The organism is Roseofilum acuticapitatum BLCC-M154, assembly GCF_030068475.1.
Classification (GTDB): Bacteria; Cyanobacteriota; Cyanobacteriia; order Cyanobacteriales; family Desertifilaceae; genus Roseofilum; species Roseofilum acuticapitatum.
This window is the reverse complement of sequence record NZ_JAQOSP010000019.1, coordinates 1-23,182: the sequence shown is the minus strand read 5'-3', so window position 1 is coordinate 23,182 and position 23,182 is coordinate 1. Positions and strand designations below refer to the sequence as shown.

At 47.9% G+C, this 23,182-nt stretch carries 17 protein-coding genes and 1 tRNA gene; 10 read left to right on the top strand and 8 right to left on the bottom strand.

Translation table 11 applies throughout. The features are described 5' to 3' along the window. Positions 1 to 32 precede the first annotated feature (32 nt). Entirely contained in the window at positions 33 to 2,057 is a 2,025-nt protein-coding gene (locus tag PMG71_RS03125; RefSeq protein ID WP_283752183.1) for a GspE/PulE family protein, read from the bottom strand. A 325-nt stretch (positions 2,058 to 2,382) separates the two neighbouring features. On the opposite strand from PMG71_RS03125, the gene grpE reads away from it, so the two are divergent. The 5 genes from grpE to rsgA all read left to right on the top strand — a co-directional run bounded on the left by grpE (position 2,383) and on the right by rsgA (position 7,864). Next, positions 2,383 to 3,186 carry a nucleotide exchange factor GrpE gene (grpE, locus tag PMG71_RS03120; protein ID WP_347179190.1) on the top strand — a complete coding sequence of 268 codons (804 nt, stop codon included), beginning with the start codon at positions 2,383 to 2,385 and terminating at the stop codon, positions 3,184 to 3,186. A gap of 139 nt (positions 3,187 to 3,325) precedes the next feature. Beyond that, positions 3,326 to 5,287, top strand: a complete 1,962-nt coding sequence (gene dnaK, locus PMG71_RS03115) for a molecular chaperone DnaK (RefSeq protein ID WP_283752181.1) — start codon at positions 3,326 to 3,328, stop codon at positions 5,285 to 5,287. A 134-nt stretch (positions 5,288 to 5,421) separates the two neighbouring features. After that, positions 5,422 to 6,555 carry a molecular chaperone DnaJ gene (gene dnaJ / locus PMG71_RS03110; protein ID WP_283752180.1) on the top strand — a complete coding sequence of 378 codons (1,134 nt, stop codon included), beginning with the start codon at positions 5,422 to 5,424 and terminating at the stop codon, positions 6,553 to 6,555. 8 nt (positions 6,556 to 6,563) lie between these two features. Next, a complete protein-coding gene (locus tag PMG71_RS03105) occupies positions 6,564 to 6,836 on the top strand; it encodes a sulfurtransferase TusA family protein (protein WP_283752179.1) in 273 nt (90 codons plus the stop codon). Beyond that, the gene (rsgA, locus tag PMG71_RS03100) at positions 6,836 to 7,864 is read left to right on the top strand and encodes a small ribosomal subunit biogenesis GTPase RsgA (protein ID WP_283752178.1); all 1,029 of its coding nucleotides are present in this window, start codon (positions 6,836 to 6,838) and stop codon (positions 7,862 to 7,864) included. Before PMG71_RS03105 ends, rsgA begins: the two co-directional genes overlap by 1 nt. Positions 7,865 to 7,946: 82 nt before the next feature. Here the strand turns inward: rsgA and ftsH2 are convergent, their stop codons facing one another. Further along, positions 7,947 to 9,833: an ATP-dependent zinc metalloprotease FtsH2 gene (gene ftsH2 / locus PMG71_RS03095; RefSeq protein WP_283752177.1), complete on the bottom strand. Its 1,887-nt coding sequence runs from the start codon at positions 9,831 to 9,833 to the stop codon at positions 7,947 to 7,949. 224 nt (positions 9,834 to 10,057) lie between these two features. Here ftsH2 and PMG71_RS03090 point away from each other — a divergent pair. Then, positions 10,058 to 10,131, top strand: a tRNA-Arg gene (locus PMG71_RS03090). Between the two features lie 241 nt (positions 10,132 to 10,372). Here PMG71_RS03090 and PMG71_RS03085 read toward each other — a convergent pair. Further along, entirely contained in the window at positions 10,373 to 11,260 is an 888-nt protein-coding gene (locus PMG71_RS03085; RefSeq protein WP_283752176.1) for a methylenetetrahydrofolate reductase, read from the bottom strand. Between the two features lie 19 nt (positions 11,261 to 11,279). Next, positions 11,280 to 12,287, bottom strand: coding sequence for a tryptophan--tRNA ligase (gene trpS / locus PMG71_RS03080; protein ID WP_283752175.1), 1,008 nt, complete (start codon positions 12,285 to 12,287; stop codon positions 11,280 to 11,282). A gap of 179 nt (positions 12,288 to 12,466) precedes the next feature. On the opposite strand from trpS, the gene PMG71_RS03075 reads away from it, so the two are divergent. Continuing rightward, positions 12,467 to 12,784 carry a hypothetical protein gene (locus PMG71_RS03075; RefSeq protein ID WP_283752174.1) on the top strand — a complete coding sequence of 106 codons (318 nt, stop codon included), beginning with the start codon at positions 12,467 to 12,469 and terminating at the stop codon, positions 12,782 to 12,784. 217 nt (positions 12,785 to 13,001) lie between these two features. Here PMG71_RS03075 and PMG71_RS03070 read toward each other — a convergent pair whose 3' ends face one another. The 4 genes from PMG71_RS03070 to PMG71_RS03055 all read right to left on the bottom strand — a co-directional run bounded on the left by PMG71_RS03070 (position 13,002) and on the right by PMG71_RS03055 (position 17,415). Continuing rightward, on the bottom strand, positions 13,002 to 14,486 hold the full coding sequence (locus PMG71_RS03070) for a UDP-N-acetylmuramoyl-L-alanyl-D-glutamate--2,6-diaminopimelate ligase (RefSeq protein WP_283752173.1): 1,485 nt from the start codon (positions 14,484 to 14,486) through the stop codon (positions 13,002 to 13,004). Positions 14,487 to 14,578: 92 nt separating this feature from the next. Beyond that, positions 14,579 to 16,270 carry a sodium:solute symporter family protein gene (locus tag PMG71_RS03065; RefSeq protein WP_283752172.1) on the bottom strand — a complete coding sequence of 564 codons (1,692 nt, stop codon included), beginning with the start codon at positions 16,268 to 16,270 and terminating at the stop codon, positions 14,579 to 14,581. Positions 16,271 to 16,304: 34 nt separating this feature from the next. Then, a complete protein-coding gene (locus PMG71_RS03060) occupies positions 16,305 to 16,559 on the bottom strand; it encodes a DUF4212 domain-containing protein (protein WP_283752171.1) in 255 nt (84 codons plus the stop codon). A gap of 133 nt (positions 16,560 to 16,692) precedes the next feature. After that, complete coding sequence (locus PMG71_RS03055; protein WP_283752170.1) at positions 16,693 to 17,415, bottom strand: biliverdin-producing heme oxygenase; 723 nt, start codon at positions 17,413 to 17,415, stop codon at positions 16,693 to 16,695. A gap of 252 nt (positions 17,416 to 17,667) precedes the next feature. Here PMG71_RS03055 and PMG71_RS03050 point away from each other — a divergent pair, with 252 nt between their 5' ends. The 3 genes from PMG71_RS03050 to PMG71_RS03040 all read left to right on the top strand — a co-directional run bounded on the left by PMG71_RS03050 (position 17,668) and on the right by PMG71_RS03040 (position 23,028). Then, positions 17,668 to 19,623: an alpha-amylase family glycosyl hydrolase gene (locus PMG71_RS03050; RefSeq protein WP_283752169.1), complete on the top strand. Its 1,956-nt coding sequence runs from the start codon at positions 17,668 to 17,670 to the stop codon at positions 19,621 to 19,623. Between the two features lie 333 nt (positions 19,624 to 19,956). Continuing rightward, positions 19,957 to 20,961 carry a pentapeptide repeat-containing protein gene (locus tag PMG71_RS03045; protein ID WP_283752168.1) on the top strand — a complete coding sequence of 335 codons (1,005 nt, stop codon included), beginning with the start codon at positions 19,957 to 19,959 and terminating at the stop codon, positions 20,959 to 20,961. Between the two features lie 69 nt (positions 20,962 to 21,030). Continuing rightward, complete coding sequence (locus tag PMG71_RS03040) at positions 21,031 to 23,028, top strand: amylo-alpha-1,6-glucosidase (RefSeq protein WP_283752167.1); 1,998 nt, start codon at positions 21,031 to 21,033, stop codon at positions 23,026 to 23,028. Positions 23,029 to 23,182 lie beyond the last annotated feature (154 nt).

The window sequence follows — 23,182 nt, the reverse complement described above, 5'->3', positions numbered from 1 at the left end:
CCAGAGTCCTCTGGCTATAAATTAGGTCATAATTAGTCACTAAATCGTGGGGTCATGCAATAGGGACAATCTATCCATTCTTGCTGGAGACCGGCTGAACAGACGCGACAGGTCAAGCCCACTTTTCGTTTGGCTTTGAGTTCTGCCTCTAAACCACTATCGGTAAAGGTTACCCGCTCGACTTCTTCCAGAGTAGTCGAGCCTTCCCGAACCAGGTTTAAGCTGTAGGCTAATAGGGTAACCATGCCTTCTTCAACGGCTGCTTCTTTAATCCGTTCCGTGGGTGCGCCTTGGTTAATCAGAACTTGGAGATTTTCGGTCACCCGCAGCAGTTCATAGACTCCACAGCGTCCTTTATATCCTACCCCATTACATTTGGGACACAGTTCATCTTTTTCCTTTAACTCAGCCCGTTCATCGGGGGGGATGGTGTTGGCTTTATAGAGGGTTAAATTCCCTTCTTTGGCAGCCGATAATCCAAAGCGAGAGAGTTCTTCTGGAGTGGGGGTATAGGGAATGCGACACTCACTACAGACTCGTCGCATTAGCCGTTGGGCAACGACTCCTAGGAGCGCCCCAGAGACCATGAAGGGTTCTACGCCCATCTCATCTAAGCGGGCGATCGCACCGGATGCATCATTGGTATGCAAGGTCGTCAATACCAAGTGTCCCGTCAGAGCCGCTTCAATGGCTGTTTTTGCCGTCTCCTTATCCCGCGTTTCCCCCACCAGAATCACATCCGGGTCTTGCCGCAAGAACGCCCGCAGAATGGCGGAGAAGTCCATATTTTTTTCCCGAATCACCTGCACCTGGTTAATTCCGGGCAGGGCGTATTCAATCGGGTCTTCAGCCGTGGAGATATTGATCCCTGGATCGTTGCGTTCAGCTAAAATCGAATACAAGGTCGTCGATTTACCCGACCCCGTGGGCCCCGTCACCAGAATCAGTCCAAAGGGACGAGAAGCCATCTCTCGCACCATTTCCAGGGTTTCTGGATCGGTAATTAATTTATCCAAGCCCAACTGCGTCGAGGAGTTATCCAAAATCCGCAGCACAATTTTTTCACCGTAGCGTGACGGCAGGGTATTTACCCGGAAGTCTACTTTACGGCCTTGGAACACCCGGCGAATCCGACCATCTTGAGGCTTGCGTCGTTCCGCAATATCAAGATCGGAGATAATTTTGAATCGGGATGTAATTGCTGGCACAATCTTTTTCGGAAAGGGTGGAAACGGCTGTTGTAAGACCCCATCCTTACGGAAGCGTACCCGCAGGTTTTCTTCTTGGGGTTCCACATGAATATCGGAGACTCCATCTGATAAAGCTTTCGCGAGAATCTGGTTAACCGCCTTAATTACGGGGGCACTTTCAGCATCTCCTAGGGCTTTATTCAGGTCAGCATCAGAAACTTCATCATCCCCAGCATCTTCGAGATCGACATCTCCGAACTGACTGATATCAATTTCTAGCTGTTTAGAATCAACTTTTTTAGGATCGGGTGCTTTTTTAACTTGTTCGTCTAGATACTTGGAGATAATCGCTTGGAAATCTTCCGGGGTAATCACCATCCGGTTCATGGTCAATCCTTGGGGACGCAAGACTCGATTGAGGTCGTCCTGAGCTGCCAGGTTATCGGGATCGACCAAAGCCACTAATACGGCTGGAGGATTCGCATTATTTTTAGAGAGGGGAACCAATTGATAACGGCGACAGAGATCTAACGGAATCAAGGTATCAATGAGTTCATTGACTTGATGGGTATCAATTTCATTAATTTCCGGATCGAGGGAATCGACACCGTAGAGAATTTTGAGTTCAAAAAGTTGTTGTTTTTTGTACTGGCGAACCAGGTCTGGGGAAAGTTGCTTACCGGTGAGTTGTTCAAGTACGTCAGTGAGCGATCGCTTACTTTTGCGGCTTTCCACCAGAGCCTTTTCCATCTCATCCTTCTCAATAAAACCAGACTGAACCAGTTTATTGCCAAAGGGAGAGAGATTATTAGCCACAGCAATCAAGGCTTTAGACTGCTGTCGGCGTTGCATGGGGGATTTTGTCATAGGGGGTGGAGATCTCCTCTAATATGAATTAATTTAGATATCCTCGGAAGAAACTAGGCATTTCTTAGGAGTAACAGTAAGGGAGCTTGCAGCTAATCCTTTCATGCTACTATTATGCATGTTACCTAATGGTGAAAGGAACCGACCAGATTGAGACCGACTTCTGGAACAAAACTTAAGCCAAAATTTTATTCAATCCTCCCGTCAAACCGTCAAAAGACAGGATAAGCTAAAAAACTAGAGCTACGGCGATGGGTCAAGATTGAGATCCCTTACCGGCATGATAATTGTAGATGTAGCGAGTTAGATCAGGTTACCGCCCATGATGGATGAGTCAAAGCAAGTCGAAAATTCCCAGAATCAGACCCCTGAAGACCCCTTGAATACCGCAGAAAATCCAGGGAATGTTTCTGCACCCCCTCCAGAAACGGTCAGTGTGGAAGCGGAGCAAGGGATAGAGCAGACTCCAGGGGAGGAAAAAATCGCGAGTGAGGCAACAGAACCCTCTTCAGAGGCTGTCAATCCGGCTGTCCATGAGGCAGACGTGGCACAAGCTGCTTTTTTAGCCGAAGTTCTAGCCAGCAAGGAATCTGAATTAGCGACCTTAAAACAGAGTTACGACGAAGTGAAAGCTCAATATCAGCGTTTAGGAGCCGACTTTGATAACTTCCGCAAACGGACGCAAAAAGAAAAAGGGGATTTAGAAGATCAAGTTAAGTGTAAGACCATACAAGAATTGCTGCCCGTGGTGGATAACTTTGAGCGAGCGCGATCGCACATCAAACCCCAAAATGATGGGGAAATGACTATTCACAAAAGTTATCAAAGTGTTTACAAACAATTGGTAGACTGTCTCAAACGCATTGGCGTTTCGCCCATGCGAGCAGAAGGGAAAGAATTTGACCCCAATCTTCATGAAGCGGTCATGAAAGAGGCCACCTCAGAATATCCGGAAGGTACAGTTACAGAAGAACTGATGCGAGGCTATCTGATCAACGATCGTGTATTACGCCATGCCATGGTTAAGGTCGCCACTGCTCCAGAAGAAGAACCCGAACCCACCCCTGATGACACCAGCGAACCCAGTCAGGAACTCGAAGCAGAAAAGAGCGATCGCAGTGATAGCTAAAACCCTAATCTAGAATCAACGGTAATCGGTAAAGTCAGGAGCATCTAACCAAGTAGAGATCAAAAAAATCAACTTTGATCCGCGATCCCTGACTCCTCTCCCATTACCCGTTATTAACCTCAACATCTGGCAGCTTAACATGGGAAAAGTTATTGGGATTGATTTAGGCACAACCAATAGTTGTGTATCCGTACTAGAAGGAGGTCAACCGGTCGTGATCTCCAATGCAGAAGGGGGCAGAACCACCCCCAGTATGGTCGGATTTGGTAAAGCGGGCGATCGCCTCATCGGTCAACTGGCCAAACGGCAAGCCGTCACCAATGCCGAAAACACCATCTATAGTATCAAAAGATTTATCGGCAGACGCTGGGAAGACACAGAAATGGAGCGCTCCCGCGTCCCCTACAAATGTATCCAAGGTCGAGATAACACCGTTGATGTGCAAGTGCGGGGACGCAACTACACCCCCCAAGAAATTTCCGCCATGATCCTGCAAAAACTCAAACAGGATGCAGAAAACTACCTGGGAGAACCCGTCACCCAAGCCGTGATCACCGTTCCCGCCTACTTTACCGACGCTCAACGGCAAGCCACCAAAGATGCCGGAAACATCGCCGGTTTAGAAGTCCAACGCATTATCAACGAACCCACCGCCGCCGCCCTCTCCTACGGTCTCGACAAACAAGACCAAGAGCAACTGATCCTCGTCTTCGACCTCGGTGGGGGAACCTTTGATGTCTCCATCCTCCAACTGGGTGATGGCATCTTTGAAGTCGTTGCCACCTCCGGCAATAACCATCTCGGAGGTGACGACTTCGATAACTGCATCGTTACCTGGATGATCGAAGAATTCAAAGACCAAGAAGGTATCGATCTCTCCGTAGACAAAATGGCCCTGCAACGGCTCAGAGAAGCAGCAGAAAAAGCCAAAATCGAACTCTCAACCCTACAGTCCACCTCCATCAACCTACCCTTTATCACCGCCGACGAAACCGGCCCCAAACACCTAGAAATGGAGCTAACCCGCTCTCAATTTGAAGAGTTAGCCCAAGACATGATTCAAGGAACCCTAGAACCCGTTGAGCAAGCCCTCAAAGACGGCGGTAAAAGTAAAGACGATATCGATCGCATTATCTTAGTCGGAGGTTCCACTCGTATCCCCTCCGTACAAGAAGCCCTTTGTCAATACTTCGACGGCAAAAAACCCGATCGCTCCGTCAACCCCGATGAAGCCGTAGCCCTCGGTGCTGCCATTCAAGGCGGAGTCATGGGGGGCGAAATCAAAGACCTGTTGCTACTCGATGTCACGCCCCTCTCTCTCGGTATTGAAACCCTCGGTGAAGTATTCACCAAAATCATCGAACGCAACACCACCATCCCCACCAGCAAAACCCAAATCTTCTCCACAGCCACCGACGGGCAAACCTCAGTCGAAATCCATGTACTACAAGGGGAACGGGCGATGGTTGCTGACAATAAGAGCCTAGGAAAATTCCAACTCAACGGCATTCCCCCCGCCCCCAGAGGCGTACCCCAAATTGAAGTCTCCTTTGAAATTGATGCCAATGGTATCCTCAAAGTATCAGCACGGGATAAAGGAACCGGACGCGAACAAAGCATCGAAATTACCAATACCGGCGGATTAAGTCAATCGGAAGTCGAAAAAATGCGGAAGGAAGCCGAAGTCTACTCCGAATCTGACCGGGTACGTCGTCAATTAGCCGAACTAAAAAACCAAGCCGAAGGTTTATTCCAGAGCTACTATTCCACCTTAGAAAATAGTCGAGATGTCATTCCCGAAGACTTGCAAGGGGAAGCTCAAGGCCGGATCGAGCAACTGCGAGCCAGCTTAAATGCTCCAGATAGCTCAGTAGAAGGAGTCAAAGAAGAAATGAATGGCCTGCAACAAATCCTATTTACCATTGGAGCCTCCGTGTATGCGGGTTCAGGTTCGACCGAGGACTTCAGTCAAGGGGAAACCGTGATAGATTCAGCAGCAGCCACCGTTCAAAGCCCGGTAGAATCAGCTCCAGAGGAAGAAGATTTTAGCTTTGATGAAGAGGACGAAACCGTTTCGGCTGACTATGAAGAAATTCAGTAGATCCCCCAATTGTTCCCCCCCCTAGTCAGAAATTCAAGTCAAACTAAGCTGTCTCCATACCCCAAGAGACCGCTATAATAATGTGGAGTTTATATGCCCACTTGTTGAGAGATCCCCGAAAGACAGAGCGCCCTATGGCCGACTATTATCAAATTCTCGGTGTTTCCCGCGAAGCAGACAAAGAAGAGATCAAGCGAGCCTACCGCAGGTTGGCGCGAAAATATCACCCGGATGTTAATAAAGATCCTGGAGCTGAAGACAAGTTCAAAGAAATTAACCGAGCCTATGAAGTCCTCTCTGAGCCAGAAATGAAAGCTCGATATGACCGCTTTGGTGAAGCGGGAGTAACAGGTGGAGCCGGAGGCCCTGGCTTTGGGGACTTTGGCGATATGGGTGGTTTTGCAGATATCTTTGAGAGCTTCTTCAGTGGCTTTGCTGGGGGTAGCGGAATGGGAACCCAAGGCGCAAGACGGCGGGGCCCAGTCCGAGGTGATGATTTACGATTGGACTTGAAGTTAGACTTCAAAGAAGCCATTTTTGGTGGTGAAAAGGAGATTCGGATTAATCACTTAGAGGGTTGTAAAACCTGTAATGGTTCTGGAGCTAAACCGGGAACTAAGCCGGTAAGCTGCCAAACCTGTGGCGGTTCAGGACAAATCCGCCGAGCAACCCGCACGCCTTTTGGAAGTTTCACTCAGGTGTCTGTGTGTCCAGCTTGTAATGGTCAAGGACAGGTGATTCAGGATAAGTGTAATGACTGTGGAGGGAGTGGGAATAAGCAGGTTACTAAGAAGTTGAAGATTAATGTCCCGGCTGGGGTGGATAATGGCACTCGGCTACGAGTTTCTAATGAGGGAGATTCGGGACAGCAGGGTGGTCCTCCTGGGGATTTGTATGTGTATTTGTTTGTGAATGAGGATGCGGATTTCCGGCGAGATGGGATTAATGTACTGTCGGAAATTAGGGTCAGTTATTTACAAGCGATTCTTGGCGCTCGCGTGCAGGTGAAAACCGTTGATGGTACGGAAGAGTTAACGATTCCACCGGGTACGCAACCGAATACGGTGTTAACCCTGGAAAATCGGGGGGTTCCTCGTTTGGGAAATCCGGTTAGCCGAGGCGATCATTTGATTACGGTGGCGGTGGAAATTCCTAATCCTAAACAGTTGAGTACGGATGAGAAGGAACATTTGAAGGAGTTGGAGCGCTTACGGGGCGATCGCCAAGATAAGGGGGGTGGATTTTTCGGAGGGATTTTTAATAAATGAGTCCCCAGATGGATTTAAACACTCCTGATGCTCAACTGGATTTACGGGGGACTCCTTGTCCCCTGAATTTCGTCCGCACAAAGCTACACCTAGAAAAAATGGCTCCGGGTTCCCTCTTAGAGGTATGGTTAGATGCAGGCGAACCCATTGAGCAGGTTCCCGATAGCCTGAAAATGGCGGGTTATCCGATTGAAGGACTCAAAGAGTGTACTCAGGGTGAAGATGAACCGTTTTTTAAGCTGCAAATTCGTCGTCCCGATCTGGAAACCCCCTGTCCATAATGAATCAGGTTTGGGTGGGTACGGTATTAGCCGTTCAAGCGAATTTTTATCGAGTTCAGCTTGATGGGGAAAGCTTTACAAAGCCTTTGTTATGTACTCGCCGATCGCGGTTGAAGAAAATTGGTCAACGGGTGATGGTAGGCGATCGCGTCCGGGTGGAAGATCCAGATGAGTCGGGTTTGCGGGGGGCGATCGCCGAAGTATATCCCCGTACCACAGAGTTATCCCGACCTCCGATGGCCAATGCCGATCAAATTTTACTGGTATTTTCCGTCGAGCAACCGACCCTTGACCCCTACCAACTCAGCCGCTTTTTGGTCAAAGGAGAATCAACTCAACTCAAGTTATGTCTCTGTTTAAACAAAAGTGACTTAGTTTCGCCTCAGTGGCAAGCAGAATGGCATCACCGGTTAGGACAGTGGGGTTATGTACCTCTATTCATTAGTATGGTGAGTGGCCAAGGATTAGCACAACTGGCCGAGCAGTTAGCTCAACGAGTCACGGTGGTGGCCGGGCCCTCTGGGGTAGGCAAATCCAGTTTAATTAATGCTCTGATTCCCGATGCTCATCTACGGGTGGGGGAAGTATCGGGAAAACTCCAGAAGGGACGACACACGACCCGCCATGTGGAGTTATTTCAGTTACCCAATGGCGGACTATTAGCAGATACACCTGGATTTAATCAGCCTGATGTAGACTATCCTCCAGAAGAGTTAGGCGATTATTTTCCAGAAGTCCGCCAATTGCTCAGGGGAAATTCTTGTCAATTTAGTGACTGTTGGCATCGAGAAGAACCCCATTGTGCCATTCGGGGAGACTGGGAGCGCTATGAACATTATCTAATGTTTTTGGAAGAGGCGATCGCCCGCCAAGACCAGCGCGATCGCCAGGCCGATCCCGAATCCACCCTCAAGCGCAAAGGCGACAACACTTATGAGCCTAAACTGAATACCAAAAAATATCGCCGTCCCTCCCGGCGCACCCAACACCAACAACTCGAAGAATGGTACAAAGATGCCGACTTATAGGGGCTGAATATCTTGTAAAAAAAATGTAGGGGCGAACGGCCGTCCGCCCCTACAGATTTGGTGAATACACCAATCCTAGAATTTAGATTTGAGGAATGTAACTTTCCTTCTCCGGAACAGCCGTATATTCAGCCACGATTTGGCGGAACTCTTCCCCATCAATGGTTTCCTTTTCAATCAGCAAATCTACCAAGCGGTCAATCACACTACGATTGTCGCGGATAATTTGCAGCGCTTGGTCATAGCAATGCTCCACAATAGTGCGGACTTGGGCATCAATGCGAGAGGCAATTTCTTCTGAGTATTCAGAACGGGACATCAGATCCCGACCTAAGAACACTTCATTGGTTTGACCTTCTAAGGATAAGGGGCCGAGATCCGACATCCCAAAACGGGTAACCATTTGCCGGGCCATACTGGAGACTTGTTGCAGGTCTCCTCCTGCACCCGTTGTCACTTCTGCATCGCCAAAAATGATCTCTTCGGCCGCACGACCTCCCAGGGCCCCAGAGATCCGAGCAGTGAGTTGGGCGCGAGAAATCAGGCTTTGTTCTTCATTAGGGGTAAACCAGGTTAATCCTTGGGCCTGTCCCCTAGGAATGAGGGTGACCTTCTGTACGGGGTCGTGGTCTTTAATTAAGGTTCCGACGATCGCATGACCCACTTCATGATAGGCAATTAAACGCTTACTCTTGCCATCGATCAGGGGAGTCCCTTCCATTCCGGCTACTACCCGGTCTACCGCGTCATCAATTTCTAGCATGGTGATCGCTTCTTTGCGCCGTCTGGCGGTGAGAATAGCCGCTTCATTGAGCAAGTTGGCCAGGTCTGCACCGGTAAAGCCAGGGGTACGCCGGGCGATCGCCTTCAAAGACACTTCTGGAGCCAGTTTTTTATTGCGAGCATGAACATCGAGAATTTCTAAACGTCCCTTCACATCCGGAGCATCCACCGTTACTTGACGGTCAAAGCGACCGGGACGCAACAGAGCTTGATCCAACACATCCGGTCGGTTGGTGGCGGCAATAATAATAATTCCCGTATTGCCTTCAAACCCATCCATTTCGGTCAGTAATTGGTTTAGGGTTTGTTCGCGCTCATCATTTCCACCGCCAATACCGGCTCCCCGTTGCCGACCCACGGCATCAATTTCATCAATGAAGATGATACAAGGGGCATTATCTTTGGCTTTCTTAAACAAGTCGCGCACCCGTGAAGCGCCGACTCCGACAAACATTTCTACGAATTCGGAACCAGAGATACTAAAGAAGGGGACTCCAGCTTCACCGGCGATCGCCTTAGCCAGTAAGGTTTTACCGGTTCCAGGAGGGCCGACTAACAGCACCCCTTTAGGAATGCGAGCGCCCACGGCCGTAAATCGTTCCGGCTTTTTCAGAAAGGTGACCACTTCTTGTAATTCTTCTTTAGCTTCTTCAATACCAGCCACATCATCAAACATGACACCGGTTTTGGCTTCCATTTGGAATCTAGCTTTAGATTTGGCAAAGTTCATCGCCTGACCTGGGCCACCCGGCACATTACCCGAACGACGGAAGAGGAAAAATAATCCAGCAATTAACAATAAGGGGAAGACTAAATTACCCAGTAGTCCCCAAACGGCTCCATCGCTGCGAGGGGGATGGATGTCGAGGTTAACATCCGCTTGACGAATTTGGGAAATCACTTCTGGGGAGTTGCCCGGAAGGTCTACGCGCAGGTGTTGTACTAGGTTATCGAGTTCGGGATCGACCGCTTCTACAATGGCAGTGCGGCCGCCTTCGTAGAGGTCAACCTGATTGACTCGACCCGCTTGTAGGTATTCGATGAAGCGGCCATAGGTCATGCGGGTAGTGGCGGCATTACGACCGCTATCAACCACATTGGGCGCAAAGGCTCCTTGCCAAACAAAGAATCCAATGACTAGGGCGGGCAATGTCCACAGAAGTATGACTTTCCAAGATAATTTCATAATCAAGAAGCTCTCTCTTATATGAATACAAAACAGATATGATGACTAAGGTGCTTAATTTTTGGGCGATCGCCTAGTCGGTCTGGGGAACGAAAATTTTCATTCTCCAGGAATCTTAATTAAATTTAACGTAATTTTCATAAATCCAGCAACTCATTCTGTGAGATACTACCGCTTTGGGGGAGTTTGACCTATAATGGCAAAGGTGTATGTATCCAGACGGTGGGCTCTTAGTTCAGTCGGATAGAACAACTGATTTCTAATCAGTAAGTCGGGGGTTCGAGTCCCTCAGGGCCCGTTTAACTTAAGCTTATAACCCTACCTAATATCAAATCCTTAAATGTTTGCTACTTTCTGTGTACTGTAGAGACAGGGGTGCGATTCGTGCGGGTTTCCGCAAGCGGACATGAATACAACAATAGTTGTCAGTCTACAAGATTTGGGTATAACCCGCCCCTACAGAGATCTGTAGGGTAAATTAAGTAGATTTAATATTACTCACAATTTTAAGCTTGCCGATCCACTAAAACATCTGGTGTCTATAGGGGCTTAATCTCGGCTAAGTCCAAAATTTTGGGAATTAGATCTTCCCGTTTCACCGCCATGAGATGGACTCCATGGCAAATATTACGAGCGAGTTGAATTTGCTCGGCAGCAATTTTCATTCCTTCTAAGAGGGGTTTTTCTGCATTGGCGAGGCGTTCAATTAAAGAATCAGGAATATGAACACCAGGAACACAGCGTTTAATGAATTTGGCGTTTTTAGCGGATTTGAGTAGGAAAATTCCGGCTAAAACGGGTTTATTTGAGCTAGAAGCTACTTGGGTCATAAATTTGTCTAAACGCTCAAAATCGGTGACCATTTGACTTTGGAAGAACTGAGCGCCTGCATCTACTTTTCTTTTAAATCTTCGTTGTAGGCCTGACCAACTGTCGAGTTGGGGGTCTACTGCTGCTCCGGCTAACAGGTTCAGGGGGCCATCGGGGAGGGGTTGCTCGTGTGCGTCGAAGCCTTGGTTGAGCAGGTCAATGACTTTCAATAGGCGTACTGATTCGAGTTCAAAGACGGGGCGACCATCGGCATAATCTCCGGCTTTTGGGGGATCTCCGGTGAGGGCGAGGATGTTGTGAATGCCTAGGGCATGGGCCCCCATGAGGTCGGCTTGAATGCCCATCCGGTTGCGATCGCGGCAAGCGACTTGACAAATGGGTTCAATCCCTTGTTGCAATAATAGCACGCTGGCTGCCAAGGGACACATGCGTAAAACGGCACGACTTCCATCTGTAATATTAACGGCATGAACTCGGCCTTTCAGGTGTTGAGCCATTTCGATCATATGGCTGGTATCACCGCCTTTAGGGGGCATGACTTCAGCCGTCACTAAAAATTCTCCTGAATGTAAGGCTTGACGAAAAGAATTAACCATAAGAAAAAAGTAATGTTATTTACAAGGGAGTAGAATAGCCGAGGGCTGTTTTGACTTCAGCTAGGGTAGAAGCAGCGATCGCCTCTGCCTTTTGCCGGCCTTCGCGTAATACTGATTCTAGATACGGGCGATCGCCCATAATTTCCTGATATTGGTCTTGAATGGGTTTAAGGGATTCAATGACTGTTTCCGTCAACAAGGGCTTAAACTGTCCCCATCCCATCTCTTGACATTCTGCTGCTACTGCTTCCTTCGTTTGTCCAGAGAGTAACATATAAAGACTCAAGAGATTATGACATTCGGGGCGCTCTAAATTATCAAATTCTAAGCCCCGCACCGGATCGGTTTTACAGCGCTTAATTTTGCGGGCGATCGCCTCTGGAGGATCGAGTAAACTAATCCGACTTTGTTCGCTCGGATCGGATTTTGACATCTTTTTCGTGCCATCCGTCAAACTCATCACCCGCGCCCCTTCCTTTCTAATCAAGGGATTGGGCAACTTCAACACCGTTTCTCCTTTTCCGTATAAATGGTTAAAGCGAGCGGCAATATCGCGAGTTAGTTCTAGATGCTGCTTCTGATCTTCTCCCACCGGCACGCGATCGGCTTGATAGAGCAAAATATCTGCCGCCATTAGCACCGGATAATCTAACAATCCCGTGCCCACATTTTCGCCCTGTTTAACCGCTTTTTCCTTAAACTGGATCATATCCTGTAACCAATTTAGGGGAGTAATACAGTTCAAAAGCCAAGTCAATTCACTATGGGCGGGTACATGGGACTGAATAAAAATGGTGCTATGCTCTAAATCAATACCACAGGCTAAATACAGCGCCGCAATGGTATAGGTATCAGCCGCTAAGGTTTCTGGGTTATGGGGAACCGTGATGGCATGGAGATCCACCACACAAAAATAGTTTTCATATTCGCTTTGTCCCTCAACCCAGTTCCGGATCGCACCTAAATAGTTACCGAGATGAAGATTACCAGTGGGTTGAACACCAGAAAGAATGCGCTGTTTACTCATGCTTTTTCGGGAACGGGAGAGGTCAAAGTTGGCCAGGTTAAGCTACAACATACACCCAAAAACCAGGATTTAAGGACTCACCCGCCCAAAGGACGATAAGGAGAGCTGGTTTTTGGGTGTTAATTTTTATTACAATACACTAATGTGGAACCAATTGTTAAATTTTGAGGGTGAATTCAATGATGGAATCAAGATCGGACTCAAGAGCAGGGGAGAGCGATCGCCTACAACTGCAAGAATGCATTAAACTGGCTCAGAACCTGGCAACCCATGAAAAAGCCAAAGCAGAATTTCGGCAATGGTGCGATCGCCTCGCCGAAGAAAATCCCCAAGCGGCAGATCTGCTTACCCTCCTCTGGGAAGAAACCATCCGCGCTAACCGTTCGGCTCTCTTTTGGGAAGAACTCACCAATGTGGAAAAAGAGCTGTCCGATCGCATGACTCAGCAAACCATCCAGTTACAGCAAAATTATCTGCGCTTGGTGCAAGAGCAGTAGGGTGGGTTAAGCGGCTAAAACCTAGACTCTGACAGCAATCTCTCATATCAAGTCCGGTTTCCGCAAGCGGACATGAAAATTTGTTAAGAAGCGGGCAAGATGCCCGCACTCCTCTAATCCCTTGATATTACTGGAGTGGGAGCGTCTCGCTCCCTAAATTTTTAATTAGGGTATTTCCGCTTCGCGGACATGAACAATCGGACTTGATATCACAACCCTAGGGGCGATCGCCTAAAGCTAATCTAGCCTGTTCTCGGTCATCGAAGTGGATTTTTTCTGTCCCTAAAATCTGATAATCTTCGTGGCCTTTTCCGGCGATTAAAACCCCATCTCCCGGTTTTGCCTCTAAGATCGCCTGACGGATAGCTTGAGCGCGATCGCCAATGACAATGGGTTGGGCAGATTGGGGAATACCGGCGATAATATCTTGTAAGATTTGCTCCGGATTTTCCGTGCGCGGATTATCGGAGGTTACCACCGGCACATCCGCTAATTCAGCCGCAATTTTACCCATGATCGGGCGTTTGGTGCGATCGCGATCGCCCCCACAGCCAAACACACAAATCATCCGCCCTGGAATAAACGGACGGGAAGCCTTCAATAAATTCTCTAAACTATCGGGAGTATGGGCATAATCTACAATCACCGTAATTTCCTGATCGGGATTGATACTCACCCGCTCCATCCGTCCCGGCACGCCCAAGAATTCCGGTAAACTCGATACCATGGTTTCTAAGGGAATCCCCAAATACAAGCCAGCACCCACGGCCGCCAACAAATTCGAGACATTAAATTGACCCACTAAGGGCGACTCAAACGGCATCTCCCCTTGGGGGGTATGTAAAATGCCTTTCACCCCTTTGGGCTGGTATTGTAAATCACTTGTCCATAGGGAAGCTGAACGATCCTCAGTGCTATAACTCCAAACCTGTTCTGGGGATAAGCGCTCAATGAGCCGTTTTCCATAGGGATCGTCTAAATTAATAATCGCTTTTCCTTTCAGGTAATCTGGACTAAACAGCAGAGCCTTGGCTTCAAAATAATCTTCCATCGTCGGATGATAGTCCAGATGATCCTGGGTCAAATTCGTAAAAACTGACACCTCAAACGGACAACTCCAAACCCGCTTTTGATCGAGGGAATGGGAACTGACTTCCATTACCCCATATTCACATCCGGCCCCTACAGCTTCCGAGAGCTGTTCCTGTAGGGTAACGGCAAAGGGAGTCGTATTAACCGCCGTTTGATGATATCCCGGCCATTTCGCGTAGAGGGTTCCCAGGAGGGCGGTTGGCTTTTGTCCGTGAGTTAAAAAAGATTCAATTAAGTGAGTGGTTGTGGTTTTGCCATTGGTTCCCGTGACTCCCACCAGCTTTAAGGTTTGACCCGGATAGTTATAGAATGCGGCGGCGACTTCCGCGCATACCCTCGCCATATCTGTACCCAAAATTACACAGTTTTCTCCGAGGGGATGTTTACTGAGGGCGGATTCAGAGGCGATCGCCGCGATCGCCCCTGCCGCCACTGCACTCGGCCAAAACTCTCCCCCATCCACGCGGGTTCCGGGCATTCCCATAAACAGATCTCCCGGTTGACAAGAATGGGAATTCGTGCTTAATCCTTTAACCTCCAGGTCTAAGGCAGGATGGGAAGGGACTTCCCCTAATCCACTCACCTTAGAGAGCAACTCGCGTAATTTCATAGACACATAACCTTAGCGATTGAACGGGAATTGTTACTTACTATGCGTCAAGTGGCTAAGAATGGCAAGAAACCGGATTCTGGGGTATGGGCTTAATCTAGCTCGTCTTCGCCAATATCCGCCAGAGCCGGGGGGCCATGGTCAGGGGTACGGAGATTTTCAACCATTTCCTGGATTTCAAGGGAGGGAGCCGGGGTTAACCGAGAAACGGTCAGAGCAATCATCAGGTTCAAGATCATGCCGACTGTACCAATGCCTTCAGCAGAAATGCCGAAGAACCAAAGGGGCATCCCATAGAATTTTGCGCCGATGATATAGATGGTGGTGAAGACTAAACCGGAGACCATACCGGCGATCGCCCCTTCCTTGTTGGTACGCTTGTCAAAGATACCGAGGATAATTACGGGGAAAAAGCTGGCTGCGGCTAACCCAAAGGCAAAGGCGACCACTTGAGCCACAAAACCGGGAGGATTAACGCCAAAATAACCGGCAAGGGCGATCGCAAATCCGACCATCACGCGCCCCACCATCACCCGGCGCGACTCGGATGCACCCGGATCGATCAGGCGATAATAGACATCATGGGCGATCGAACTGGAAATCACCAACAGCAAGCCCGAAGCCGTAGACAAGGCAGCCGCTAACCCCCCAGCCGCGACTAAGGCAATCACCCAAGGGGCTAAATTGGCGACTTCTGGAGTCGAAAGAACAATAATATCCCGGTCAATGGTAATTTCATTGGTTTCGGGATCGGGGGTTAACTCAATCCGGCCATCCCCATTTTTATCGTCAAAGGCCAATAGCCCCGTATTTTCCCATTTAGTCGCCCAATCGAGTTGTTGCACCTCTTCAATGGTTTTATTGTGCAAGGTATCGATCAGGTTATAGCGGGCGAAGGCGGCTAATGCGGGAGCCGTCGTATATAAAATGGCGATAAATAGGAGGGCCCACCCGGCGGAATAGCGGGCGGCGCGGGGATTGGGAACTGTATAGAAGCGGACGATTACATGGGGGAGTCCGGCTGTACCGACCATCAGGGCAATGGTGATAAACAGGACATCCAGCATGGTTTTATTGGCAAAGGGTTGGGTATATTCAGCAAATCCCAGATCCACTTGCACTTGATTGAGCTTGTCTACAATATCGCTGAAGGTAAAGGCGAGTTGGGGAACGGGGTTACCGGTGAGATACCAGGCAATGGCGATCGCCGGAATCAAATAGGCAACAATTAAAACACCATATTGGGCGACTTGCGTCCAAGTGATGCCTTTCATGCCACCAAGGACGGCAAAAAAGGCGACGATCGCCATGCCAATGATCACCCCTGTATTCACATCGACTTGCAGAAAGCGGCTAAAGACAATCCCCACACCCCTCATCTGGCCAGCCACATAGGTGAGGGAAACAAAGATGGCGGCAATCACTGCTACGAGTCGGGCAATATTGGAATCATAGCGATCGCCCACAAAGTCGGGAACCGTATACTTCCCAAACTTGCGTAAATAGGGAGCCAATAGCAGCGCTAATAATACATAGCCCCCTGTCCATCCCATCAAATAAATCGAGCCATCATAGCCCAAAAACGAGATTAACCCGGCCATGGAAATAAAGGAAGCGGCTGACATCCAATCTGCTGCTGTTGCCGCACCATTGGCGATCGCCGGAACCCCCTGATCCGCCACAAAAAACCCTTTTGTATCCTTAACGCGAGATCTCCAACCAATATAGAGATACAGCAACAAGGAGAGGGTAACAAACAAAAATGTCCAAACCTCTACACCCATAATTTATTCCTCAATCCTAATTGAAAGGGCTATATTACTTGTCACGCTTATACTTATGGTCAATCCGATCCATCTGTATCGCATAGACAAAGATTAAAACCACAAACACATAAATGACCCCCTGTTGTGCCAACCAAAACCCTAGGGGAACCGTACCTAGGGTAATCGTATTCAGGGGAATGACCAGTAAAATACTCAAAAGCAGGGAAACCACACCCCAAACGATTAATAAATTGCGGATTAATGTGGTATTTTCGCGCCAATAGGCTCGGCGTTCTTCTTCATTCATAAATCCAAATCTCCACCGGTTTATTATTAAAGACAACAATGCTGCCAACCCGTTACTGTCCAAACCCAAATCTACAGAGTCTGACAACAGCAACGGAGTGACAGCAAAAATCACCCCATTGGGGTAGAGCTATTTAGCTGTCGGCAGCAGTGGCCAATTCGGTACTGCCTTGGTTGCGCCGTCTGGTGAGGCTATTAAACAACAGTTGTCCGATCGCCTTAATCAAGCTACCTTCGAGTTCATTAAACATTTTCATGTTCATCCCAAAGGCATCATTGGCTTCTTCCACGATGCGATCGGCCATCGCTTCATCAATGGGTAAATTATCCATCGTTTGGCGATAGTTATTCTTGAAGGCCTTCTCATCAGGGATATCAGCAAACTCATAGAAGTTGGTTCCCTGTCCTTCCGGCAAATTCATCGCAGTTTGGGCAATTTTCTTCAGAATTTGCCCACCGGATAAATCTCCCATATACCGCGTATAGAGGTGAGAAATCAACAATTCTGGTTGTTCATTGGAAATTTCTCTGATCCGGTTCACATACTCTTGGCCAACTGGAGATAGGCTCACTTGTTCGCGCCAGTTGTTGCCATAATAGAAGGCTAAATCCTGTTCGATGGACTGTTTACGGTTCAGTTCCGGAAAATAGAGGGGCCCCAGAACGGGATGATTCTGATGGCGTGCCATCTCTTCTTCCATGGCAGAATACACAAAGTAGAGATTACCGGCCAGTTGTCGGTAAGAGCCTTTTTCAACAGTTCCTTTTAAGAAACACTTAATAAAACCCATGTTTTCCGCCATGGTGTGGGCTTTTTTCGTGCCCTCGCGGAGCTTAGTCGCTAAATTGGTACTCATCCTAAAACAGTTCCCGATTTTGAAAATGAAAGACGATCTCAAAAGAATCCTTTGGGTAAGTCTCCACAAAGGGTTTAGGGTTAATTAGTCACCCTCTATAGTGTTACCTTAGAACGATTTGATTAACCTTTACATTAAGTTTCATAAACTTAGGGGGGGATCTGTCCATCGGCGATCGCCTCCCAGGGGATTTGAGGTCTACCCTTCTGCTATTCTGGAGTAGCCCCGTGTGAACCAGGAAGCGCTACTGTGATGACCGATCCCTATTTATCCGAATTTCCCCATAGCCAGTATACCCCCTCAGCCCGTCAGTCAGAAGCGCCATTAAACCCATTAGTCGAGTCTGCTGATTCTCAAGAAGATTTAGACCTAGAATTTCTCTATACCCGCGATATTGAATTTCGCCAAGAAACCCTTTACTTTATTGTTGTCGATCGCTTCTGTGATGGCGATCCGCGCAATAATGAGGGGCCAAATCCCGAACTCTACGATCCCACCCATGAAGATTGGGGCAAATATTGGGGGGGAGATTTGCAAGGGGTGATTAACAAACTCGACTATTTAAAAAACCTAGGCGTAACGGCCATTTGGCTGACTCCCTTATTTGAGCAAATTGAAGAACTCTTCATTGAAAGTGCAGCCATCCATGGTTATTGGATTCAAGACTTTAAGCGCATCAATCCCCGGTTTATTCGCCCCGAAGATAACCCCTCTTTGAACCAAACTCAGGAAGAAAAAAACACTTTATTCGATCGATTGATTGAAGAGCTGCACAAGCGCAATATGAAATTGATCTTGGATATTGTCTGCAACCATAGCAATCCTGACATCAGTGGACAAAAGGGAATTCTCTATGATGATGGGGTGAAAATTGCTGATTTTAATGACGATCGCGATCATTGGTATCACCACTATGGTGAAGTGCAAGACTGGGAAGATGAATGGCAAATCCAAAACTGTGAGTTGTCTGGGTTAGCAACATTTAATGAAAATAATACGGCTTACCGCAGTTATATTAAAGCAGCGATTAAACAATGGATCGATCGCGGAGTTGATGCTCTGCGCGTTGATACCGTTAAACATATGCCAATCTGGTTTTGGCAAGAATTTAATGCGGAAATTCAAACCCATAAACCGGATATTTTTGTCTTTGGCGAATGGATTTATTCTCACCCCTCTGACGATCGTTCCGTAGAGTTTGCTAATAATTCGGGGATGACGATTCTAGACTTTGGTCTTTGTATGGCAATTCGAGAAGCTTTAGCCTTGGGTTTAGAGGATGGATTTTACCGCATTAAGGATGTTTTAGATCAAGACTATCGCTATTGTGGGGCAACCGAGTTAATCACGTTTATCGATAATCATGATATGTATCGCTTCCAGAGTTTGAATGATGACCCGGAAGTGCTGCATTTGGCGATCGCCCTATTAATGACTACTCGTGGTATTCCTTGTATTTATTATGGCACAGAACAATATCTCTATAATAAAACCAACGTCGATCCCGATAATGCCTTTGGTAATAATGACCCCTATAATCGTCCCCTAATGACACGCTGGGATACGAAGACTAAACTCTATTGGACGATTCGTTTATTATCGGGTGTTCGTCGCTTAAATCCGGCTGTTTCTATGGGGGGACAGTGGGAAAAATATATTACTCCTGATGTCTATTGTTATGTGCGAAGATATCGAGACTCGATTTTGTTTGTAGCCATGAATCGAGGAGATACCGTTACTTTAGAAACCATTGATACGGAATTACCGGATGGCGATCATACAGATATTATGTCCCTAGAAAAATATAGAGTTGAAGCGAGTGTTTTATCCAATTTAACGCTGGAAAAAAATCAGGTAATTGTTCTAAGTCATGTGGCGGAAAGGGTAACTGGACAAACTATCATTCGATCCCAACTGAATGGGGTTTATACTCAACCGGGAGAACGGATTGTAGTGACTGGAGATTGTCCAGAATTGGGCAATTGGGATATTGCTAAAGCCTATCCCTTGGAATACATTAATTCTAATACTTGGTTTGGTGAAATTCCTTTCAATGAAAGTGTAGGGAAATTGATTAATTATAAATATGCTCTGTGGCGTGAAGGTCAATCTCCCCTGCGAGAAAATATTGTTTCTCGGCGTTGGGTGATCGCTAGTGAGGGAACCGTTAAATGGAGAGATCAATGGGCATCAGGTCGAGAATCTTAGGGGAAAATATAACTATTTCTTGCTATTTCTAAAGGTTTGTTACAGTTCAACCCAGAGTTGAGGATGTGTGCAATACTGAAAAAAGTATAAAGTAAAGCTTATAGTTAGAGCGCAGAATAAGCAATCCTCAGAATAACCAACGGTCAAGATGGGAACGATATTGCTGTGCTAAATCCTTTCAGAAACACCAAAAAAAGGTAAGCCTGGGTAGCTAGGGGCTTTACGCGATAGTGATTGCAGGGGTTATGGAGGAAAAAATAACAGTTGTTAGGGTCAATGTTTCAAAATGATAAGTTTGATGACAAAACGGTAAGGAAATAGGAGAGGGATCTCATGGACGCTAATGAATTATTACAACGCTATATCCACGGAGAACGGGATTTTCGTGGCTCAGATTTGACCTATGCCAACTTAATTGGCGTAGAGTTAGCAAAATCTAACTTCTCAGGATCGAACTTAAAAGAAGCCTCTTTAGCTAGAGCTTATTTGGAGCGGTGTTTTCTGCAAGAAGCGAACCTCAATGGCGCATTTTTGTATGGAACGAATTTGAGCTATGTGAAATTGCAAGGGGCAGTGTTAATAGAAGCCGACTTGACGAAGGCGGATTTGCGGGGCGCTCATTTGGCGAAAGTGGATTTGACGGGAGCCAAATTGAGCGGTGCAATTTTGAGTTGGGTGACGCTGTTTCGGGCAAAGATGCCAGGGGTGAATCTGTGTGGTTCAAACCTGAATGGGATTAATTTGCGAAGAGCGAATCTGGAGGGCGCTAATCTGAATTGGACGAATTTATCGGGAGCGCGACTCAGTGGGGCAAATCTGCAAGGAGCAGGTTTAAATGGCGTGAAACTCAGTGGTGCGTTCTTGAATGGATTGAAACTACCTGGGGTAAATTTCAGTGGTTTGGAATTGGATGAAGTGAAGTTAAATGGGGCAAAAATGGCAGGCTCTAATTTGGTGGGAGCCGATCTCAGTTATGCCCAAATGCGGTTTACGGACTTCGATCAAGCGAATTTGAAACAAGCGGATATGCATGAGACGATCCTTAAAGGGGGTAAGTTTATTCAAGCGAATTTGATGAAGACGAATTTGTGTGAAGCAGATATGCGGAAAGCGGATTTGACGGAGGCGAATCTGAATTTAGCGGATCTGCGGGGAGCGGATCTGAGTGAAGCGGATTTGCGCGGGGCTTATCTGTGGGGTGCTAATCTAGATGGTGCGTGTTTGCGGGGGGCGGATCTGCGCGGTGCAAGTCTGCGGGATGCGGCTTTGATTGGTGCAGATTTGCAAGGGGCAAATTTAGAGGGGGCGATGATGCCGGATGGTAATATCCATGCCTAGGGGCGCGAGAATAGTGTAATCTAGATGCTTGGAAAGATGTAGGTTGCGATCGCGGAGAAAAAAGAGCTTATGGTGATTGAGGTAGGACGGGAAATCTGCGGAGATCCGGCGATCGCCCAGTCCCGTGAATGGTTAGTCACCAATGGTATCGGGGGCTATGCATCGGGGACGATCGCCTCTAGCCTCAGTCGCCGCTATCATGGGTTATTGGTGGCAGCTCTTAAACCCCCGGTACAACGCACCCTACTGTTCTCTAAACTCGATGAAACTGTTACTTATGGTGCAAAGTCCACTCCCCTGTTCACGAATCGATGGGTGGGCGGTAAAATTGAGGGGTATGGCGATCGCCACCTGGAGAGTTTCCGTTTAGAGGGTACAACCCCCGTTTGGACGTTTGCCTTTGGCGATGCCTTACTAGAAAAGCGCATCTGGATGCAGCAAGGGGAAAATACGACGTACATTCGCTACGATCTGGTACGCAGTAGTACCTCTGTAAATCTAGCCATTAAGGCGATCGCGAATTATCGCCCCTATAATCTGCTACAAGAAGATTTAGAGTTCACGATCCACAGCCAACGGATGGTAGGGGGCGTAAAATTGGAAACGCCAGAATCATCCGTCCCTTGGTATATCTTCAGCTCTGGGGGAGACTTCACCTTAGAGGACACCTGGATACAAGGCTACGATCTGGCAATGGAGCGCTATCGGGGAGACGGCGATCGCGATAACCATTTCCACTGCTGCACCCTCACCACCTCCCTCAACCCAGGAGATTCCCTAACCCTAGTTGCCAGTACCCAAAGTAAGGTGAATCTGGATGGGAAAGAAGCCCTACAGCAGCAAAAACAGTACGAACAGCAATTACTCCACCGTTGGCAAGCTACCCCCTATTTGCACACCGAAAAGGCTCCCGACTGGATTCGACAGTTGATTCTGGCAGCCGATCAATTTATCGTCAGTCGTCCCCTATCCCATAATCCCCAAGGGCAAACTGTAATTGCTGGCTATCCCTGGTTCACCGACTGGGGAAGAGATACGATGATTAGTTTACCCGGTTTAACTCTCTCCACCGGACGCACAGAAGTGGCGAAGCGGTTATTGGCTACCTTTGCCCAATATGTGGATCGGGGGATGTTGCCTAATGTGTTCCCTGATGGCGGAGAAGACCCGGCTTATAATACGGTGGATGCGACTCTCTGGTATTTTGAAGCCATTCGCCAATATTACCAAGCCACCCGCGATCGCCGGTTTTTAGCCGAACTCTTCCCCATATTAGCGGATATCATCGACTGGCATTGTCGGGGAACTCGGTATAATATTCACCGCGACCCAGAAGATGGCCTCTTGTATGCGGGGGAACCCATGAGCCAACTCACCTGGATGGATGCTAAATATGGGGATTGGGTCGTCACGCCCCGCCAAGGAAAACCCGTGGAAGTGAATGCTTTATGGTATAATGCACTGCATAGCATGGTGGGCTTTGCTCGTAAACTAGGAAAAGAAGATCGGGAGTATGAAAAGCTGGCAGAACAGGCTGAGAAAGGGTTTTCTCGATTTTGGAATGCTGAAGCGGGATATTGCTATGATGTATTAGATACTAATCAAGGCAACGATCCCAGGTTGCGCCCGAATCAGATTTTTGCCGTCTCCTTACCCCAAAGTCCTCTGAGTGCAGAACAGCAACGGGGAGTGGTGGAGGCTTGCGGGCGATCGCTGCTGACTTCCTATGGGTTGCGATCTCTGAGTCCTGAAGATCCCCAATATATCGGGCGTTATGGTGGAGATTTAGCCCATCGAGATGGAGCCTATCATCAAGGTACAGTCTGGGGATGGTTATTGGGGCCCTTTGCGATCGCCCATCTCAAAGTCTACAACCAACCCGATCGCGCCCTCAGTTTCCTCCGTCCCATGGCACACCATTTATACACTCATGGCATGGGTAGTATCAGTGAAATCTTTGATGGCGATCCTCCGTTTACCTCCAGAGGCTGTATTGCCCAAGCTTGGAGCGTGTCCGAAACCTTACGCGCTTGGCAACTCATTATCCAACACCAAAAAGCTCCCTAGTACCGTGACACAGCTAAAATAGGGCATTAGCGTAGGGTGGGTTAGGCGGCTAAAACCTAGACTGTGAAAGCAATCTATCAATCCGCCGTAATATCAAGTTCGCTTATTCATGTCCGCGAAGCGGAAATACCCTAATTAAAAATCCAGGGAGCAA

Excerpts from the sequence above, each read along its gene's own strand:
- PMG71_RS03070 (WP_283752173.1), bottom strand. The coding sequence starts at position 14,486 with ATGAAATTACGCGAGTTGCTCTCTAAGGTGAGTGGATTAGGGGAAGTC.
- PMG71_RS03105 (WP_283752179.1), top strand. The coding sequence starts at position 6,564 with ATGGATTTAAACACTCCTGATGCTCAACTGGATTTACGGGGGACTCCT.
- PMG71_RS03125 (WP_283752183.1), bottom strand. The coding sequence starts at position 2,057 with ATGACAAAATCCCCCATGCAACGCCGACAGCAGTCTAAAGCCTTGATT.
- trpS (WP_283752175.1), bottom strand. The coding sequence starts at position 12,287 with ATGAGTAAACAGCGCATTCTTTCTGGTGTTCAACCCACTGGTAATCTT.
- PMG71_RS03050 (WP_283752169.1), top strand. The coding sequence starts at position 17,668 with ATGACCGATCCCTATTTATCCGAATTTCCCCATAGCCAGTATACCCCC.
- PMG71_RS03060 (WP_283752171.1), bottom strand. The coding sequence starts at position 16,559 with ATGAATGAAGAAGAACGCCGAGCCTATTGGCGCGAAAATACCACATTA.
- PMG71_RS03085 (WP_283752176.1), bottom strand. The coding sequence starts at position 11,260 with ATGGTTAATTCTTTTCGTCAAGCCTTACATTCAGGAGAATTTTTAGTG.
- PMG71_RS03045 (WP_283752168.1), top strand. The coding sequence starts at position 19,957 with ATGGACGCTAATGAATTATTACAACGCTATATCCACGGAGAACGGGAT.
- rsgA (WP_283752178.1), top strand. The coding sequence starts at position 6,836 with ATGAATCAGGTTTGGGTGGGTACGGTATTAGCCGTTCAAGCGAATTTT.
- PMG71_RS03065 (WP_283752172.1), bottom strand. The coding sequence starts at position 16,270 with ATGGGTGTAGAGGTTTGGACATTTTTGTTTGTTACCCTCTCCTTGTTG.
- dnaK (WP_283752181.1), top strand. The coding sequence starts at position 3,326 with ATGGGAAAAGTTATTGGGATTGATTTAGGCACAACCAATAGTTGTGTA.
- ftsH2 (WP_283752177.1), bottom strand. The coding sequence starts at position 9,833 with ATGAAATTATCTTGGAAAGTCATACTTCTGTGGACATTGCCCGCCCTA.
- PMG71_RS03040 (WP_283752167.1), top strand. The coding sequence starts at position 21,031 with ATGGTGATTGAGGTAGGACGGGAAATCTGCGGAGATCCGGCGATCGCC.
- grpE (WP_347179190.1), top strand. The coding sequence starts at position 2,383 with ATGGATGAGTCAAAGCAAGTCGAAAATTCCCAGAATCAGACCCCTGAA.
- PMG71_RS03075 (WP_283752174.1), top strand. The coding sequence starts at position 12,467 with ATGATGGAATCAAGATCGGACTCAAGAGCAGGGGAGAGCGATCGCCTA.
- dnaJ (WP_283752180.1), top strand. The coding sequence starts at position 5,422 with ATGGCCGACTATTATCAAATTCTCGGTGTTTCCCGCGAAGCAGACAAA.
- PMG71_RS03055 (WP_283752170.1), bottom strand. The coding sequence starts at position 17,415 with ATGAGTACCAATTTAGCGACTAAGCTCCGCGAGGGCACGAAAAAAGCC.